The 18,376-nt window shown below is 35.5% G+C and carries 20 protein-coding genes; 12 read left to right on the forward strand and 8 right to left on the reverse strand.

The window, feature by feature from the left end:
• Nucleotides 1-6: 6 nt before the first annotated feature.
• The 3 genes from ED556_RS08560 to ED556_RS08570 all read right to left on the reverse strand — a co-directional run bounded on the left by ED556_RS08560 (nucleotide 7) and on the right by ED556_RS08570 (nucleotide 4,035).
• Nucleotides 7-666 carry an HAD family phosphatase gene (locus ED556_RS08560; RefSeq protein WP_296322195.1) on the reverse strand — a complete coding sequence of 220 codons (660 nt, stop codon included), beginning with the start codon at nucleotides 664-666 and terminating at the stop codon, nucleotides 7-9.
• Nucleotides 666-2,573 (reverse strand): acetate--CoA ligase, encoded by a 1,908-nt coding sequence (gene acs / locus ED556_RS08565; RefSeq protein ID WP_296322198.1) that lies wholly within the window; start codon nucleotides 2,571-2,573, stop codon nucleotides 666-668. Before acs ends, ED556_RS08560 begins: the two co-directional genes overlap by 1 nt.
• An 85-nt stretch (nucleotides 2,574-2,658) precedes the next feature.
• The gene (locus ED556_RS08570) at nucleotides 2,659-4,035 is read right to left on the reverse strand and encodes an alanine/glycine:cation symporter family protein (RefSeq protein WP_296322200.1); all 1,377 of its coding nucleotides are present in this window, start codon (nucleotides 4,033-4,035) and stop codon (nucleotides 2,659-2,661) included.
• A 97-nt stretch (nucleotides 4,036-4,132) separates the two neighbouring features.
• On the opposite strand from ED556_RS08570, the gene ED556_RS08575 reads away from it, so the two are divergent.
• The 4 genes from ED556_RS08575 (at nucleotide 4,133) to ED556_RS08590 (ending at nucleotide 7,775) form a co-directional block, all read left to right on the forward strand.
• Nucleotides 4,133-4,876 (forward strand): hypothetical protein, encoded by a 744-nt coding sequence (locus ED556_RS08575; protein WP_296322204.1) that lies wholly within the window; start codon nucleotides 4,133-4,135, stop codon nucleotides 4,874-4,876.
• A gap of 127 nt (nucleotides 4,877-5,003) precedes the next feature.
• On the forward strand, nucleotides 5,004-5,378 hold the full coding sequence (locus ED556_RS08580) for a hypothetical protein (protein WP_296322207.1): 375 nt from the start codon (nucleotides 5,004-5,006) through the stop codon (nucleotides 5,376-5,378).
• 194 nt (nucleotides 5,379-5,572) lie between these two features.
• Nucleotides 5,573-6,691: a heparan-alpha-glucosaminide N-acetyltransferase domain-containing protein gene (locus ED556_RS08585; RefSeq protein WP_296322211.1), complete on the forward strand. Its 1,119-nt coding sequence runs from the start codon at nucleotides 5,573-5,575 to the stop codon at nucleotides 6,689-6,691.
• A 190-nt stretch (nucleotides 6,692-6,881) separates the two neighbouring features.
• Complete coding sequence (locus tag ED556_RS08590; protein WP_296322214.1) at nucleotides 6,882-7,775, forward strand: alpha/beta hydrolase; 894 nt, start codon at nucleotides 6,882-6,884, stop codon at nucleotides 7,773-7,775.
• Here ED556_RS08590 and ED556_RS08595 read toward each other — a convergent pair.
• On the reverse strand, nucleotides 7,772-8,695 hold the full coding sequence (locus tag ED556_RS08595) for a LysR family transcriptional regulator (RefSeq protein WP_296322216.1): 924 nt from the start codon (nucleotides 8,693-8,695) through the stop codon (nucleotides 7,772-7,774). The two genes, ED556_RS08590 and ED556_RS08595, sit on opposite strands and share 4 nt — an antisense overlap.
• An 83-nt stretch (nucleotides 8,696-8,778) precedes the next feature.
• On the opposite strand from ED556_RS08595, the gene ED556_RS08600 reads away from it, so the two are divergent.
• From ED556_RS08600 to ED556_RS08610, 3 genes are read left to right on the forward strand one after another with little or no spacing between them, the layout of a single operon-like run.
• Complete coding sequence (locus tag ED556_RS08600; RefSeq protein ID WP_296322219.1) at nucleotides 8,779-9,033, forward strand: hypothetical protein; 255 nt, start codon at nucleotides 8,779-8,781, stop codon at nucleotides 9,031-9,033.
• A 23-nt stretch (nucleotides 9,034-9,056) separates the two neighbouring features.
• Nucleotides 9,057-9,371 carry a hypothetical protein gene (locus ED556_RS08605; protein WP_296322221.1) on the forward strand — a complete coding sequence of 105 codons (315 nt, stop codon included), beginning with the start codon at nucleotides 9,057-9,059 and terminating at the stop codon, nucleotides 9,369-9,371.
• A 10-nt stretch (nucleotides 9,372-9,381) separates the two neighbouring features.
• Nucleotides 9,382-10,347, forward strand: coding sequence for a sodium-dependent bicarbonate transport family permease (locus ED556_RS08610; protein ID WP_296322224.1), 966 nt, complete (start codon nucleotides 9,382-9,384; stop codon nucleotides 10,345-10,347).
• 4 nt (nucleotides 10,348-10,351) lie between these two features.
• Here the strand turns inward: ED556_RS08610 and ED556_RS08615 are convergent, their stop codons facing one another.
• A complete protein-coding gene (locus ED556_RS08615; protein ID WP_296322227.1) occupies nucleotides 10,352-11,311 on the reverse strand; it encodes a phosphoribosylaminoimidazolesuccinocarboxamide synthase in 960 nt (319 codons plus the stop codon).
• Entirely contained in the window at nucleotides 11,311-12,264 is a 954-nt protein-coding gene (locus tag ED556_RS08620; RefSeq protein ID WP_296322230.1) for a PhoH family protein, read from the reverse strand. Before ED556_RS08620 ends, ED556_RS08615 begins: the two co-directional genes overlap by 1 nt.
• 110 nt (nucleotides 12,265-12,374) lie before the next feature.
• On the opposite strand from ED556_RS08620, the gene ED556_RS08625 reads away from it, so the two are divergent.
• The 5 genes from ED556_RS08625 to dnaN all read left to right on the forward strand — a co-directional run bounded on the left by ED556_RS08625 (nucleotide 12,375) and on the right by dnaN (nucleotide 17,339).
• Nucleotides 12,375-13,211, forward strand: a complete 837-nt coding sequence (locus tag ED556_RS08625; RefSeq protein ID WP_296322231.1) for an SAM-dependent chlorinase/fluorinase — start codon at nucleotides 12,375-12,377, stop codon at nucleotides 13,209-13,211.
• Between the two features lie 3 nt (nucleotides 13,212-13,214).
• The gene (gldF, locus tag ED556_RS08630; protein ID WP_296322233.1) at nucleotides 13,215-13,937 is read left to right on the forward strand and encodes a gliding motility-associated ABC transporter permease subunit GldF; all 723 of its coding nucleotides are present in this window, start codon (nucleotides 13,215-13,217) and stop codon (nucleotides 13,935-13,937) included.
• Complete coding sequence (locus tag ED556_RS08635) at nucleotides 13,934-14,428, forward strand: hypothetical protein (protein WP_296322236.1); 495 nt, start codon at nucleotides 13,934-13,936, stop codon at nucleotides 14,426-14,428. The genes gldF and ED556_RS08635 overlap by 4 nt, the downstream gene beginning before the upstream one ends.
• Nucleotides 14,415-16,091 carry a gliding motility-associated ABC transporter substrate-binding protein GldG gene (gene gldG, locus ED556_RS08640; protein ID WP_296322240.1) on the forward strand — a complete coding sequence of 559 codons (1,677 nt, stop codon included), beginning with the start codon at nucleotides 14,415-14,417 and terminating at the stop codon, nucleotides 16,089-16,091. The genes ED556_RS08635 and gldG overlap by 14 nt, the downstream gene beginning before the upstream one ends.
• A 129-nt stretch (nucleotides 16,092-16,220) precedes the next feature.
• Nucleotides 16,221-17,339 (forward strand): DNA polymerase III subunit beta, encoded by a 1,119-nt coding sequence (gene dnaN, locus ED556_RS08645; protein WP_296322243.1) that lies wholly within the window; start codon nucleotides 16,221-16,223, stop codon nucleotides 17,337-17,339.
• A 79-nt stretch (nucleotides 17,340-17,418) separates the two neighbouring features.
• On the opposite strand, the gene ED556_RS08650 is transcribed toward dnaN, so the two are convergent.
• A complete protein-coding gene (locus tag ED556_RS08650) occupies nucleotides 17,419-17,757 on the reverse strand; it encodes a DUF4870 domain-containing protein (RefSeq protein ID WP_296322767.1) in 339 nt (112 codons plus the stop codon).
• A 139-nt stretch (nucleotides 17,758-17,896) separates the two neighbouring features.
• A complete protein-coding gene (locus tag ED556_RS08655) occupies nucleotides 17,897-18,373 on the reverse strand; it encodes a VOC family protein (RefSeq protein WP_296322245.1) in 477 nt (158 codons plus the stop codon).
• Between the last annotated feature and the right edge of the window lie 3 nt (nucleotides 18,374-18,376).

Raw genomic sequence — 18,376 nt, forward strand, 5'->3', positions numbered from 1 at the left:
TTGGAATTAATTCAGAAGGCTTGAGGTTGTTTTGAACCTGATGTCCTTAAAGTCTGAAATTATCATATTCGCCTTTGAATAATCTTGCCCTGTAGAATGCACACTTTTGAATGCCACGCAGAAAATCCCAGCAGCATGAGCTGCTGTTATACCGTTAGTAGAATCTTCAATAACCATACATTCAGATGTCTTAAATCCAGTATGTTCGGCAGCTTTTAAAAAGATTTCTGGGTGTGGTTTGGATTTCTTTAAATCTGCACCACTAAATTTTCCCATAAAATATGGGTCTAAATCAAAGCGTTCGAAAATGCGCTTGATATTTGGCATCGAAGCCGAAGACGCAACAACTAGTTTTAATCCATTAGAATAATAATCTTTTATCAAATCTAAAACGCCATCAATCAATTGCAAATCAGTATCATTTTCAAATAAATACTTAAAGTGCATACGCTTACGCTTCATTAAGTATTCTGGCGCTTCATTGAGGTTAAAATGCTCAACTAGACGCTTACAAATATTAATAGTAGATTGCCCTGTAAATGAAGTATATAACGCTTCATCGACATTAATATTAACGTCGGCAAACATTTTGAAATACGCTTTTCGGTGCAATGGTTCGGTGTCTACAATAACACCATCCATATCGAATAACACAGCTTTTAGCATTACAATACGTTATCGATTATACTTTGCACAACTTCAGGGTTTAGTAACGTACTGGTGTCACCAAGATTACTTGTGTCGTTAGATGCAATTTTACGTAGAATACGTCGCATAATTTTTCCTGAGCGTGTTTTTGGTAGGCCTTCTGTAAACTGAATCTTATCTAACTTAGCTATTGGTCCTATCCTATCCGTAATCAATTGATTAATTTCTTTGCGAACATTATCATGATTACGACTTTCGCCGCTATCTTTTAAAGTCACATAGCCATATAAAGCGTTTCCTTTGACATCATGCGGAAAACCTACAATAGCAGATTCTGCAACAGCTTGATGCTCATTGATTGCATCCTCAATTGGCGCTGTTCCTAAATTGTGTCCCGAAACAATAATGACATCATCAACACGACCTGTAATACGATAGTAGCCAACTTCGTCACGTAAAGCACCATCACCAGTGAAGTACATATTTTCAAATGCTGAGAAATAGGTGTCTTTATAACGCTGGTGATTACCCCAAATGGTACGTGCCATGGATGGCCATGGATATTTTATGCATAATTTACCATCAACTTGATTCCCAGAAATTTCATCACCATTATCATCCATCAAAGCAGGCTGAATCCCAATAAATGGCAAGGTTGCATACGTTGGCTTTGTTGGTGTAGAAAACGGAATTGGTGTTATCATTATGCCTCCAGTTTCAGTCTGCCACCACGTATCTACAATTGGGCTTTTCTTTTTTCCAATATTCTCATTGTACCAATGCCAAGCTTCTTCATTAATTGGTTCGCCAACAGTTCCTAATACTTTTAGTGAGGACAAATCATATTTCTCCACAAAACCAGTGCCTTGCTTCGCTAAAGCTCTAATCGCAGTTGGCGCTGTATAGAATTGTGTGACGTTATGTTTTTCAACAATATCCCAAAAACGTCCAAAATCTGGATAGCTAGGTACACCTTCGAACATCACAGTAGTCGCACCATTGGCCAATGGCCCATACACAATGTAGCTATGTCCTGTAATCCAACCAATATCAGCCGTACACCAATACACATCATTTTCACGATACTGAAATACATTCTTAAACGTGTACGCTGTATACACCATATACCCAGCACAAGTATGCATCATTCCTTTTGGCATTCCGGTTGAACCTGAAGTATACAGAATGAATAATGGATCTTCTGCATCCATAACCTGAGCCGTATAATCTTTGTAAGCATCATCTAAAAGTGGTTGTAACCACTGGTCGCGACCGTCCTTCATATTGATGTCCGAATTGATTCGCTTTGCCACTAAAACCGTATCTACGCCAGGACAATCTTCTAAAGCTTCATCGACAATACCTTTAAGGTCAATAGTTTTTGCACCGCGATACGAACCATCTGAGGTAATCACCATCTTGGCATCACAATCGTTAATGCGCGTTGCTAATGCTGTTGATGAAAATCCTGCAAACACCACAGAATGAATCGCACCAATTCGTGCACAAGCCAAAACAGACACTGCTAATTCTGGTATCATAGGTAAGTAAATACACACACGATCACCCTTTCTAACACCTTGTTCTTCAAGGACGTTTGCAAACCTACACACGCGCTCGTGCAACTGTTTGTAAGTGATATGCTCTGCTGGAGCATTTGGGTCATTAGGCTCAAATAGAATCGCTGTTTTATTGGCTCTAGTATGTAAATGTCTATCTAGGCAATTTTCAGTGATGTTAAGCTTTGCGCCTTCAAACCATTTAACTTCCGGTTTTGTAAAATCCCAACTCAATATATTATCCCACTTTTTGCGCCAGTAAAAATGCTCTTCGGCTATTTCTTCCCAGAAATGCTCAGGATTTCCTATGGATTTACGATAAACGTGGTAGTATTCTTCAAAGTTTTTTATATGGTAATTGCTCATAGATAATATTGGACTATTAATTTGATAGTTCACTTCGACTACGCTCAGTGACCAGCTTTATTTCTCGAGATGAAATTAAAAAAAATTAGCTGCTTTTAAGAGTTTTAAAATACAATTTTGAAGCTTCAATCACTTTTGGTGCTAAAATTATAGTCGCCAACATGGTTGGTATGGCCATCAAGGCAAATACACCATCGATGAGATTTATCATCATATCTAAAGTAGTCGTGGCACCTAACAGAATACTAAGTATATAGAAGTAATTGTAATACTGCTTGTTTTTTGCTCCAAATAAAAAGGACATGCACTTCGTACCGTAATAGGAATAAGAGAACAAAGAACTCATACTAAATACCGTAATACAAATCAGTAACCCATATTTACCATAGATAGGCATGGCGTCTGCAGATGCGGTTGCTGTAAGACTCACGCCATTAGTATCGGAAGTTTCCCAAACGCCTGTTACTAAGATAGCCAAGGCCGTTAGTGTACATACAATTAAGGTATCAATCGCAGGACCAAGCATGGCCACTAAACCTTCACGTACAGGTTCATCTGTTTTTGCCGCACCATGTGCCATTGGTGCTGTACCAATACCTGCTTCATTAGAAAATGCACCACGCTTTATACCATGTAAGATCAATGCACCCAAAACACCACCTAAAAAGGTGTCATCTTTTGGGAAGTAATTAGCCGCAAAAGCATCAGTAAAAATAAGCTTCAAATAATAGCCTAATACCTCAGAGTGGGTCACCAAAATAATAGTCACCAACACAAAATACAACAACACCATACTTGGCACCAAACGTGAGGCCACTGTACCAATACGTTTAATACCACCAATAATAACTATAGATGTAATGGCTACCAATACAATACCAATACTAAGATTACTCGACAAACCTACCGAAACACCATTAGGTATTAACAGCACATCATTTATGGCTTGTGTCAACTGATTAACATTAAACACAGGTAATGCACCAACCAAACCACAGATACTAAAAAATACAGCAAGCGGTTTCCAGTGTTTGCCCAAACCTTCAGTAATAACATACATCGGTCCACCTTGTAGCTCACCAGCAGAATCTTTACCGCGATACAAAATAGCCAAGGTCGATGTAAAGTATTTGGTACTCATCCCAATAATAGCACTCACCCACATCCAAAACACAGCACCTGGACCACCAACGGCTATAGCTACTGCCACACCAGAAATGTTACCCATACCAACGGTTGCCGACAAAGCTGTGGTTAAAGCCTGAAAATGTGAAATCTGCCCTGGGTCGTTTGGATCATCGTATTTACCACGCAATACATTAATAGCATGTCCGAGATATCGAAAGGGCAAAAACTTGGACCTAATAATCAAATACAAACCACCACCGATTAAAATAATAAGCAACGGCAAACCCCAAGCTAAGGATGAAAATGAACTAAGTAACTGGTCTAATAATTCCATACCGAGCTAAAATAAAAATATTGTTGCATTGCGCCATAAACTGATGTCGAAATCTTATTTTTCTATATCTTGGTGCAGCAATTGTTATGTCCAAATTATGAAATATACGTATAGCCTACTTCTAGCATTTTGTTTTTGTTTAATCAGTTTTGCACAAGCTCAATTCCCTAGCGATTGGGACTTAATGGGTTTAAAAGACAAGCCTAAACAGATAGAAATTACCACATCTTATAAATTTTATGGTAGAGATGCTCACAAATCTCGTAAGGGAAAAACCTCTCATACGTTTAACAAAAAAGGCCGCTTGATAATGACGCAAGTAGATTCTTTAGCCAATGATAGTACTGCAATACCATTAAAAACCTTGATGTATAAATTTACAGGCAAAAACACACGTGTAATTTTGGATAAAAAGACTGGTGACACTCTTAAAATAGAAGCGTTTAAACAACGAAAGGACAACACCATGGTCTTAATTTCGAAATCTGAACAAACCAAACCTTACAAGCAAACCAACACTAATATGTTGGTGTTTAATAGCGACTTCCAGCATTTGGAAACCAATGACACTACCCGCTATAACGGTGAAGCATTAGATATGACCATTATGATGAACCAAGAGTACAGTTATGATGGTGCAGAACGCACAGGCATTACGGTTAAAAGCACCCAAAAAACCAACTCAGAGATGTTTGGAGAGCGCCATAATCCAGGTAACACTAGCAAGTTTACTTACCGCAACTACAGCTATGATACCCAAGGTAATTATACCTACCGCGAAATGCAGGATAACCTTGGACGTGCCGTATTAATTGAAGAACGCACCATTATTTACCGTTAGCAAAACACATACACCACTACGTAGTTTTACGTATTGATTTTTAGTGATTTATAAGTTAACTTCGCTTATCGAACGATATAGTTCAACATAACAAACCATATCTAAACGTTGTAGCCAATTTAGAATAATGACTTCATCTGATTTAAAATTAGTTTTTAGTGAAGAAATTACTTTTAAACATCTTAAGAGTAGAATCGACGTTGACGTTCAAAAATATGAGGAATTAATGAAAATTAAAGGAAGTTATATTTCCTTAAATTTTAATGACGATGAGAATATTGATTTGAGCACTTCAGATCTCAGAAAACTCTTATTGTCGGCAAAACAAGGTATTCTGAGCAATGTTCACGTGGCTTACATATGTGATTGCCTTACGTTAAGTGAAAATATTAACTACGAGAATCAGCAGATCCAAAATATAGTTTTTGATTTGGCCGATCCAGAAATAAATGGCGGATTTAAGACTAATGCCGAGCTGGAGTCCATAATCGCTGCATTATAAAAACTGGCCACAACAACGCGTATAACTCATACCGTTGCATACACGATAATTTATCTATCTTTAAGTTAAATAAATTTCGTGTATCTCACTCAAACGTTTAACCGGTACGAGCCATACACGAACACGATAAGCGCAACCAAAAAATCTCCATTAATTCCCCAATCACTATCTTTACCCTATCAAGGTAAAAACCTGTGAGCACCAATCAACGTTTGTACTTTATAGATGCCGTACGTGCATTTGCGATTTTAATGATGCTGCAAGGGCATTTTATAGATACGCTTTTAGCACCAGAGTATCGCGATAATTCGTATACAGCCTATCGTGTATGGAGTTACTTTCGTGGGATTACTGCACCTACTTTTTTTACCATTTCGGGGTTAATATTCACCTATCTACTACTTAAAGCCAAAGCCAAAGGCACAGAAAGCCAACGCATGCGTAAAGGTATTAACCGTGGGTTTATGCTTATTGGTATTGGCTATTTGCTGCGTATGCCATTTTTAAGTTGGCTCTCTGGGCATTTTGACACCTACTTTTTAGTCATCGACGTATTACAGATTATAGGTTTATCGCTTATTGGTATTGTAGGTTTGTACTATTTATGCTTTAAAAACACGACTGTATTTTCTGTAATAACATTAATTGTTGGCGCATTTATTTTTGTGTCAGAACCATGGTATCGTAATCTTACCTTAGATAGTGTACCATTAGTGTTTTCTAACTATGTGTCTAAAGCTAATGGTTCGGTATTTACCTTCATTCCTTGGTTTGGGTATATGGCGTTTGGCGCCTATATCGCCACAGCGTTTTATAGGCATTTAGAGAAACCCAACTTTAAACCTGCAACAGTATCACTCTTTTTCTTAGTTGGCTATATCCTTATGGAATGGTCATCGCATATCCTATTCTATTTATCCAAATGGACAGGTATCGAGCTCTTTGTGCAATCTGCAGATTATAATTACTTGTTTTCGCGTTTGGGTGATGTATTCATCTATTTTGCTGTGTTTTATGGCTTGGAGCGTTACCTAAAACCGCCGTTATTACTTAAGATTGGGCAACGAACGCTGTCGATATACGTGATACATTTCATTATTATTTATGGCAGTTTTACAGGGTTTGGTTTAAGCCAACTGATTGGTAAAACCTTATCACCATGGCAAGCTGTATTTGGTGCGGCATTATTTTTGGTTGTGGTATGTTTTATTTCGTTCTATTACGTGCGTACAAATGCGTATGTTTACGGAAAATTGCGACAATTGGTCTTTAAAGTGAAAGGATTGATAGGTCGCTGGCGACATAGTTCGTAAATACAACATTAAGTTTAAAAGTCAGTTCTTGTTTGAGCAGTCATATCGAGCGTGGTCACTGAGCTTGTCGAAGTGCAGTCGAGATGCGAATAACAAGAACACATAACAATTCAAAGACCTTTCGACTCAAGCCTGTCTTGAGCGAAGTCGAAAGGCTCAAGGTGACAATTATTAGTAGTATTAAATACTTATGCGATATATAATTATAGTAGTAGTGGTTTTTGGTTTTCAGTTGACTTCTGGACAAACCGAATATTTAGATTCGCTATATACGGTTGAGAAAACCACACATACATTTCAAAAATTTAATAGAAAGGATAGCCTACAACTCGACTTTTACAAACCTAAAAATGTGACTAAAAAATTGCCGCTTCTACTCTATGTACATGGCGGTGGATTTTCGGGTGGTGTACGTGATGATAGCAATACTATACAGTTTGCAAATATGATGGCTGAAAAAGGTTATGCCGTTGCATCCGTATCGTATCGTCTTATCATGAAGAAAAAAGGCTTTGGTTGTGACACAAAAACTAAAGATAAAATTGAAGCTTTTGATACCGCAGCAGAAGATATTAGCTATGCTATAAAACACATTATTAAAAACAAATCTGACTTTAATATTGATGAAGATAAAATAGTTATTTCAGGTACAAGTGCAGGTGCAGAAGCCGTGTTACATTTGGCTTATGTATATGAGAGCAAAATACTACCCAAAAAATTTAAGCTCGCTGGTGTTATAGGTATGGCTGGTGCTATTACGACATTGGACCAAATAGATTCAGACAAAGCAATACCTACACAACTGTTTCATGGCACAAACGATAATTTAGTGCCTTACCATATCGCAGCACATCATTACTGTAGTCCTGAAGCAAAGGGCTATATGATTTTACATGGTTCTAGAGCTATTGCTGACCGACTAAAAGGTTTAGGAAAATCGTACTATTTATTCTCTATAAATGGTGGTACTCATAGTTGGTCTGGCATTCCATTAAATCGTTGTGTTATGGAAGTCACTGATTTTCTATATAATGATGTTTTAAATGATGCTAAGCGCCAAACCGAACGTACAATAGGGTTTTAATAGGCTTCGTACCAGTTGAAGGTTTCATTTATAATTCGGTCTTTTTCAGCTTTTACAAAATCGAGATAGGCATTAGCGACTGGCGACAGATTCTTAGATTTTTGCCAAACTAAATTCCAATGCGTAATAATTGGTAGTCCTTTAAACGGTATGATATGCAACTCTTCGTCCTTCAATTCATTTTTAAGTCCAATTAATGGCATTATTGAAATCCCTAAACCAGCAATTAAAGCCTGTTTAGTAGCTTCGTTAGACGTTAACTCTATTTTCTTTTTATTAGGCACATTAAGCTGAGTTAGAAAACCTTCCATAGCCGCGCGTGTTGCGGAACCATTTTCTCTAAATAATAACGGATGGTCTTGAAAAATACTTTTTGAAATGTGCATTTCACTAGCTTCAACATTAGCGCCACTAACCAAGAACAGTTTATTTTGCATCAGCTTAACCTGATTAAGTTTAAGATGTTCTGGCAATACCGACACCATAGCAAAGTCAACCTCGTTTTGTTCTAAACTTTTTACAACACCAGCTTTATTGGTGACGTCCATTATAAGATCAACCCCAGGATTCTGCCTCATAAAGTCGGTTAAAAAATAGGGCATTGCATATTTTGCAGTAGAGACAATTGCAATTTTAAGTTTTCCAGCTACTTTACCTTGACGTGATAAGGTTTTATAATTTATTGACTCGACTTCGTTTAATATTTTCTCAGCCGCTTCGGCTATTTCTTGACCAAACTCTGTGATATAAAGCTGTCTTCCTACAACTTCAGTTAGTGGAATTGAAAACTGATCTTGGAATTTCTTCAGCTGCATAGATACGGCAGGTTGCGTTAGAAATAATTCTTCAGAAGCTTTAGTAATACTCTTTAGTTCTGTGACTTTCAAGAAAATTTGAAGTTGATGCAAGGTATAATTCATAAGTAAAACTTATATATATCATAACAAATATATATAAAAATATATGGAATATATACCTCAAATTTGCACAAAATTTAAAGTGTATGAATAGCAGTTACATTCCAAAAAAGATGAAACATTCTCCAGAATTAGTTTCTAGAATTAAAAAGCAGCGTGACCATTCTGCTCTCTCAAAAGAACGATTATCAGCAATTTACGCTGCGATTTTATTCTTAACACTATTGGGGTCTTTAACCCTTTTCTTTTTGGGAGAAACTATCATGTTGAACAAAATTGCCGTTTGCACCTTTATCATTTCGTGCATATTACTCATTAGAGTAAGTGGACCAACACATTAATATTAAACAAAACCATAATTATTATGTCATTAAAACAAGAACAACTTGAGTTAGTTAGTACTAAGCAAGAAGTGAATTTAGTAGAAGGTCAATTTACATGCTCTGAAGCATCATTTATTATCAATGAGCTTTTGAATGAAAAAATCAACTTCCACAAACTTCAACGTTTGAGACTTTGCGAAGGTGATGAAAACTCTGATACTCGCTATGCTAACAATCGTATTGCAGAGTTAGAAAACGAGAAATTAATTGCTAAAAAATATATCGATATAGCTCGCAAAGAAGGTTATGACGTATTTATCGATGGTGTTTTAGAAATAAAATTTGTGAAGAAATAAACCATTTTTAATGGATTTCCACTTATTGATTGACAACCTAACCAACCCTGCATTATTATTCTTTTTCCTGGGGATTATTGCAGTTCAGTTAAAGAGTGACCTAAATATTCCAGAGAATTCGTCGAAATTCATCTCACTATATTTATTACTATGTATTGGTTTTAAGGGAGGCCAGGAATTATCCCATAGCGAGATAGACATGGAAATCATTTGGTCACTCATACTGGGAATTATTTTAGCATTAGTCGTACCACTATATACCTATTTTATTCTAAGGCGAAAGTTTAGTGTCTCTAACGCAGGTGCGATTGCAGCATCCTACGGATCAGTAAGTGCGGTAACCTTTGTTACCGCAATTTCTTTTTTAGAGCTAGAGCAAATAGATTTTGGAGGTCATATGGTCGCTGTAATGGCACTAATGGAAGCACCGTCTATTATAGTAGGTGTCTTACTTATATCTATATACGATAAAGCTAATTGTGCGAATATATCTATTGGAAAACTAATAAAGCATTCACTTACTAACGGTAGCGTATTACTCATTATAGGAAGTTTAGTTATAGGTATGTTTGCTAGTGAAGCCCAGGCCGAAGGTATTAAACCATTTACAACAGACATTTTTAAAGGATTCCTGATGGTGTTTCTGTTAGATATGGGAATAACAAGTGGTAAAGAGTTATCTGCTTTTATCAAAAAAGGTTGGTTCGCACTCCTATTTGCTATCGTAGTGCCTGTAATCAACGGAATTCTAGTTGCTATAATCAGTGGATGGATTACACATAGTATAGGCAATAGATTGTTGTTTGCTATACTTGCTGCGAGTGCGTCCTACATTGCAGTACCAGCAGCTATGCGCTTGGCTGCACCAAAGGCAAATCCAAGCTTGTATTTACCAATGGCATTAGCCATTACATTCCCATTTAATATTACTCTCGGAATGCCAATGTATTTGGGTGTAATACACTACTTTGCTTAAAAAGTTAACTGGCAGGTGTCTCTAAATAATTGAGCACATTAGTTTCGATACGTTGATTAATATCGGAGACATCTGCTTTTTTAAACCTTTGCCCCGTAATATTCTCGTAAAGTTCTATGTAGCGCTCACTAACAGATTCGATGTACTCATCACTCATGAACGGAACGGTTTGTCCTTCTAAGCCTTGGAAATTATTAGAAATTAGCCACTGACGCACAAACTCTTTAGATAATTGCTTTTGTGCTTCTCCTCTAGCCTGACGTTCTTCGTAACCATCGGCATAAAAATAGCGTGACGAATCTGGTGTGTGGATTTCATCTATTAAAACAATAGTACCGTCTTTAGTTTTTCCGAATTCGTATTTAGTATCTACCAAAATTAAACCGCGCTTAGCAGCGATTTCCGTTCCGCGTTGAAAGAGTTTTCGTGTGTAATCTTCAAGAATTACATAATCTTCTTCAGAAACAATCCCACGCTTTAAAATGTCTTCTCGAGAAATGTCTTCATCATGATCTCCCATTTCGGCTTTAGTAGCTGGTGTAATAATTGGCTCAGGAAATTTGTCATTTTCTTTCATACCATCTGGCATTGGTACACCACATAGCATACGTTTACCTGCTTTGTACTCGCGCGCTGCATGTCCAGACATATAACCCCGAATCACCATTTCTACCTTAAAAGGTTCACATAAATGACCTACCGCAACATTTGGATCTGGCGTGGCAACCAACCAATTTGGGACCAAATCTTCGGTATCCTTCATCATTTGAGTAGCAATCTGATTGAGAATTTGACCTTTATACGGAATACCTTTGGGCATCACAACATCAAACGCGGAGAGTCTATCTGTTGCAATCATCACCAACTGGTCGTCATTGATCTTATAGACTTCACGCACTTTGCCTTTGTAGACACTTTTCTGATTCGGAAAATTAAAATCGGTAGCAGTTATGGTATTACTCATTAATCTCTATTTTCAATGCTCTTATATGCTGAAATCACTTTCTTAACTAATTTATGACGGATAACATCTTTATCGTCTAAATACACCATGCCAATACCGTCTACATTTTTAAGTACTAATAGGGCTTCTTTTAACCCTGAAATGGTTCGTCTTGGTAAATCAACTTGTCCAGGATCTCCTGTAAGTAAAAACTTCGCATTTTTACCCATACGCGTTAAGAACATTTTCATTTGGTTGTGCGTCGTATTTTGGCCTTCATCTAAAATTACAAAGGCATTATCTAGAGTACGACCACGCATAAAGGCCAAAGGTGCAATTTGAACCGTGCCATTTTCAATATAACTAGCCAATTTCTCAGCTGGAATCATATCGCGCAATGCATCATACAAAGGTTGCATGTATGGATCTAATTTTTCTTTTAAATCACCTGGCAAGAATCCTAAGTTCTCACCAGCTTCGACTGCTGGTCTGGTTAAAATAATCCGTTTAACTTGTTTATTTTTTAATGCTTGAACAGCCAATGCAACACCTGTATAGGTCTTACCTGTACCCGCTGGCCCAATAGCAAACACCATATCATTTTTGCGCATGCTTTCAACCAATTTGCGCTGATTTGCAGTCTGGGCTTTTATCAACTTACCACCAACACCGTGAACAATGACCTCATTACTTTGCTTAGATGTATCGTAATCTGCACTAGTTTGACTTGTTAATACACGCTCTATGACATTTTCATCTAGCTTATTATACTTCGCGAAATGTGTCATTAACATAGTCATGCGTCGGTCAAACTCTTCAAGTAACTCTTCATCACCATAGGCTTTAATTTTATTACCTCGGGCAACGATTTTTAGTTTAGGGAAATACGTTTTTAGAAGTGCAATGTTAGCATTTTGAGCACCAAAAAATTCTTTTGGGGAAATTTCTTCAAGCTCTAGGATAAGTTCGTTCAAAAGCAACTTGGATTTAGTGAGTATTTATGTTCAATTTTATTAGCTTTGTGCATCAACAAATCTAAGAATTTAATCTCTCGATTCGTTAAAAAAATATTAACAATCCGTAAATGCCAATAATAACTTTAACTACTGATTTTGGAGAGAAAGACCACTTTGCTGGTGCAGTAAAAGGGTCTATTTACAATGAGCTTTCGGATGTTAGAATTGTTGATGTTTCGCATTCAATTTCACCATTTAATATTATTGAAGCCGCTTACACTATACAAAACGCATATAGCAGTTTCCCTAAAGGGACAATACATATTATAGGCATAGATTCTGAACTTAGCCCAGAAAACAAGCATATTGCCGTAAAGTTAGACGACCACTATTTTGTCTGTGCTAACAATGGCATTATGAGTATGATTTGCCAAGACATTGTTCCTGAAAAAATTGTAGAAATAAATATCCATGATAAAGTAGAGACTAGTTTCCCTGTTTTGGACGTTTTTGTAAAAGTAGCATGCCATATTGCACGTGGTGGAACTTTAGAAGTCATCGGAAAAGTTATTAACAAAATCAAACCAATTAAGTATTTGGTACCTTTTGTAAATGACGAAAAAACACAAATTATTGGGACAGTAATTCATATAGATAATTACGGTAACGTTATAACTAATATTAAGCGCAAGTTTTTTGAATCTGTACAGAAAACACGCAACTATGAAATTGCTGCTCGAAATTATAAGTTTAAAAAAGTACACGAACGTTATAATGATATCATTAATTTTGATATCCCAGAAGACAAACGTAATGACGAAGGCAAAGCATTGGTAGTTTTTAATGCTTCAGATTATCTCGAAATTGCGGTTTACAAAAGTAATTGTAGCACTGTAGGCAGTGCTTCAACGCTTATGGGATTAAAGGCAATGGATACAGTAACTGTTACGTTTGATAAGATATAAACTATGCTAGCCATACTAAGAAAAGAGATAAATACATTTTTTGCTTCACCAATTGGTTATTTGGTGATTGCTGTGTTTTTGTTGCTTAATGGTCTGTTTTTATGGATTTTTAATGGTGAATTTAATATATTAGATAATGGTTATGCTGATGTGTCGGCTTTCTTTTTATTAGCGCCATGGATTTTAATATTTCTTGTTCCAGCGGTGACTATGCGCAGTTTTAGTGACGAAAAGAAACAAGGCACCATTGAGCTCTTATTAACCAAACCAGTTTCACATCTTCAAATCGTATTAGGAAAGTATTTTGGAGCGTTTTTGTTAATCATTATAGCACTAATTCCAACACTATTATATGTATTTACAGTTTATAAGTTAGGTAATCCAGAAGGTAACTTGGATATTGGTAGCACACTAGGCTCTTATTTTGGACTATTATTTTTGGTAGCATCTTACACTGCGATTGGAATTTTTGCTTCAAGCTTAACGGATAATCAGATAGTTGCATTTATTGTCGCCATTTTTATATGCTTTGTGTTCTATTTTGGATTCGATGGACTGGCAGGCTATAACATATTTGGTAATAACTTTGATATTGGTGCATTAGGTATGTCATCGCATTATAAAAGCATGAGCCGAGGCGTTATAGACACGCGCGATTTAATCTACTTTTTAAGTGTAGCATCTATTTTTATTGTATTAACCAAACTAAACCTAACACGTCAATGATAGTTACACCATTTTTAGTCATAGGAATGCTCGTTGTATTTATACTATTATTCTTGTTTTTGAATACAGTAGACAAGCGCAAATGGCTTACAGGACTTATCAGTTTAGTGTTAACACCATTTGGATATTTCTACCTGCTTTATCCTTTTGTTAATATTGTAAGCAATTACCACCATCAAAAATATTTTAATTCTGAAGCTTGGATAGCAAAGCCTGCTTTACGATATGAAATGATTGATAGCACTATCGAAACTGATACCTTGATCGGAAAATCTAAAACAGAAATTGAAACACTACTCGGAAAAGCAGAATGGCTATCATGGAGTGAAGCCCTGAAAGCTCATGATTCTAACAAATGGAATTACGGTCTTGGCATAGAACCTGGTGCTTTTAATGATGAAAAAAGTAGCGTTGAAATTATGTTTGAAGCCAATAAGGTCGTTTCTCTCAAACCGTATACTCAACCAATAACCTTCGATGACGCTGAATAAATCAAATCTTATATCTAGCAGTATTACTTTAATAGCAATTATTGTTATTAATGTTATAAGTAATTCGTTTTATAAACGCTTTGATTTAACCAAAGATGACCGTTATACGCTTTCAGAAGCCACTAAAACAATTGTTGATAGTGCAGACACTCCATTAATAATTGATATTTTTTTAGAAGGAAATCTACCGTCGGAGTTTAAGTTATTACAATCTGAAACTAAACAATTGATTGAAGAGTTTCAATCTCTTAATCCATTAATTAAAGTAAATTACATAGACCCATTAGAGGATGAATCTAAACGAGAGCGAAATATTAAAGAGCTCAGCAGAAGTGGTTTAGAACCTTATGTAAACAGCAAAAAAGTTAGTGGAAAACTAACACAAGAGCTATTGTTTCCTTGGGGATTTGCAAGTTATAAAGACCGTACTATAAAAATTCCATTATTCAAAAAGAGTATCACCGAAGATTTACAAGCTCAAGTTGCAAATTCTATACAACAACTCGAATATAATTTTGCCGATGCTTTTCAACAGTTAACAAGAGATAAATCTAAAACCATTGCTATTCTTAAAGGCAATGGACAGCTCTCAGATATCTATATTACAGATTTTCTGCAGACTATACAGCCGTATTATAACATCGCACCTTTTACACTCGATTCAGTAGCATCAAATCCAAAAGGCACTCTGAATCAATTAAAAAACTATGATTTAATTATTTCGGCGAAGCCTAATGATGCTTTTTCGGAAAACGAAAAATTAGTTTTAGACCAATACACCATGAATGGTGGAAAAAGCCTCTGGCTTACCGAAGGCATCATCATGGATAAAGATAGCTTATACAATGCTTCAGGGACTTCTGTTAGTGTTGCTAAAGCCCTTAATTTAACAGATTACTTCTTTCAGTATGGTGTAAGAATTAATAAAAACTTGGTAAAAGACTTATACTCTGCTCCTATTCCATTAGCTATTGGCGAAGGTAATAATACACAGTTTCAACCAGTGCAATGGCAATATTCGCCTTTGGCAAGTTCTGAAAGTAAACACCCAATTAGCGATAATATTGATTTGGTAAAGTTCGATTTTACAAGTCAGATAGACACGCTAAAGAATGGTATTAAAAAAACCATTTTGCTAGAAAGTACTGAGCGTACCAAACTAGAAGGTCCGTTAAAAACAATTTCTTTGAATTCAGTAACTCAACAGCCTGACGTTGACAATTATAATCAAGGTAAGCAGACACTTGCAGTTTTATTGGAAGGTGAATTTAATTCGGTTTATAAAAACCGTGTACTTCCATTTGAACTAAGTGGTTTTAAAGACAAAAGTTCGCCTACGAAACAGATCATTATAGCTGATGGTGATGTGATTAAAAATGAAGTTTCAAGGAATAGGCCTTTAGAGTTAGGCTTTGAACGCATCACAGGTAGAACCTTTGGCAATAAAGAATTTTTACTCAATGCAGTAAATTACTTACTTGACGATACTGGACTTATAAACATTAGAGCCAAGTCCGTTGAAATCGCATTTTTAGATTCTGAAAAAATTGAAAATCAAAAAGGAATCTGGCAATTTCTAAACATTATCCTGCCATTACTACTATTAGGCGCATTTGGATTCGTTTTTAATTACTTAAGAAAGCGAAAATATGCATCAAAATAAGTAAAGTAAACACTTAAATTTAGTTCGATAAACGCTCAATAAATGTTAATAAGTTTGTTTTAAAGAAACCTGCTATTAAGATATATTTGTAAGACTAAACAATTTTGATTTCAACCTGAATATATTTATATGAAATTTATAGTATCTAGCACCTATTTATTAAAACAATTACAAGTTTTAGGTGGTGTAATAAATAATAGTAACACGCTTCCGATTTTAGATAATTTTCTGTTCGATTTAAAACAATCTAGTCTTACAGTTTCTGCCAGTGACTTAGAGACTACAATGTCTTCGACAATTAACGTGGAAAGCGATTCTGAAGGAAGTATTGCATTACCTGCAAGATTATTATTAGATACATTAAAAACGTTTCCGGAGCAACCCTTAACCTTTGTAGTCGAAGAAAATAACACTGTAGAGATAAGCTCTAACCACGGTAAATATGCTTTAGCCTATGCAGATGGTGCTGAATTCCCTAAAGCTGTAGCATTAGACAATCCAAGTTCTACTACCATAGAAAGTGACATTTTAGCTACAGCCATTAGCAAGACAATTTTTGCAGCAGGTAATGATGATTTAAGACCTGTTATGAGTGGTGTGTTTTTCCAATTCTCTCAAGAGAACTTAACATTTGTTGCTACTGATGCCCACAAGCTGGTAAAATACACTCGTGAGGATGTTTCAGCGGATGCTGTGGCAGAATTTATAATGCCAAAAAAGCCATTAAACCTTCTTAAAGGTATTTTGGCAGGAAGTGAAGAACCTGTAACAATTGAGTACAACGAATCTAATGCAAAATTTACATTTAATGATTCAGAATTAGTATGCCGTTTAATTGATGGGAAATACCCAAATTACGAGGCTGTAATACCAAAAGAAAATCCAAATAAATTAGTCATTGACCGTACTCAATTTTTAAACTCTGTACGCAGAGTTAGTATTTTCTCAAATAAGACGACGCATCAAATAAGACTTAAAATTGCTGGAGCTGAATTAAACATTTCTGCAGAAGATATTGATTACAGCAATAAGGCCGAAGAGCGTTTAAGTTGTGATTATCAAGGTGATGATATGCAAATTGGTTTTAATTCTCGTTTCTTAACAGAGATGATAAACAATTTAAACTCTGATAATGTACAATTAGAAATGAGTTTACCTAATCGTGCTGGTATTCTAACTCCTACAGACGGATTAGATGAAGGTGAACATATTACAATGCTTGTTATGCCGGTAATGCTTAATAATTAGAAACTGAAATAATTAATTTAAAGAAGAAAGGCTCACTGTGAAGTGAGCCTTTTTTGATTACCTCTTTAACAAAATATAACTAACTAACAAAATTAAGAGATAATGGATAGCTAGGTAACTCACCATTACTAGCCTTTATAGCATTTATTATTGGAAAAATAATTGAGAATAATCCAATAAATATTAGTGCCAATATTCCTAGACCAAATAATAGGATCAATGGAATACTTAAAATTGAAAATAAAATAACACTCAACTGAAAGTTAATGATTGCTTTACCGTGTGCATTCATACCTTCAACCTTATCTTTTTGAGTTGCCCACAATATTAATGGTACTATAAGGCCTCCAAAACCTGTAATACACGTTAAAAGTTGACATAAGTGAGTCACAACTAAAAGTTGATTGTCCTTGCGCATTGCTATATAATAATTAGATTCCATAATTTTTTTGATTAACATCTATAGGACGTCAATACTTTAAAAATGTTACACAATGGAATTAAAAAAATAGTTAATCAGAATATTAAAGGCAGGTTAACATTAGTTATATAAGAATTTAGTTTTCAAATAGTTGAATTCTATTACCATCAGGATCTAAAACAATTACCATTTTTTTATTAGTTATTGGATCCTTGACTATATTTCCTTTAAATGTAATATTGTTATGTTTTAGTTTACGCACTAAACTATCAAAATTATTGACCTTAAAGCCAAGTTTAAAAAGTCCAATGAGCTTAGTTTTCTCATTGTAGTCTTCAATCTCTTCTTTGGCATCTATAGCCGAATTCAATTCAATGAGTTCTACATGAAAGTTATCTTTATTAAGATTAGCTTGCTTTAATCCAACAGCATCATTTTCAGTCTTATTTTTTACCTGAAAATTAAAATTACTTTCATACCAATTAATAGAATTTTCTATGTCTTTCACAAGTATAGCTGCAAAGAAACCCTCCGTAGAAGACACATTTTTTTCTTGTTTAGCACAGCCGAGACACAACACAATTATAATAAGATATAAAGCTATTTTTTTCATGTG

The sequence above is a fragment of the Winogradskyella sp. genome (genome assembly GCF_003712105.1).
GTDB lineage: Bacteria > Bacteroidota > Bacteroidia > Flavobacteriales > Flavobacteriaceae > Winogradskyella.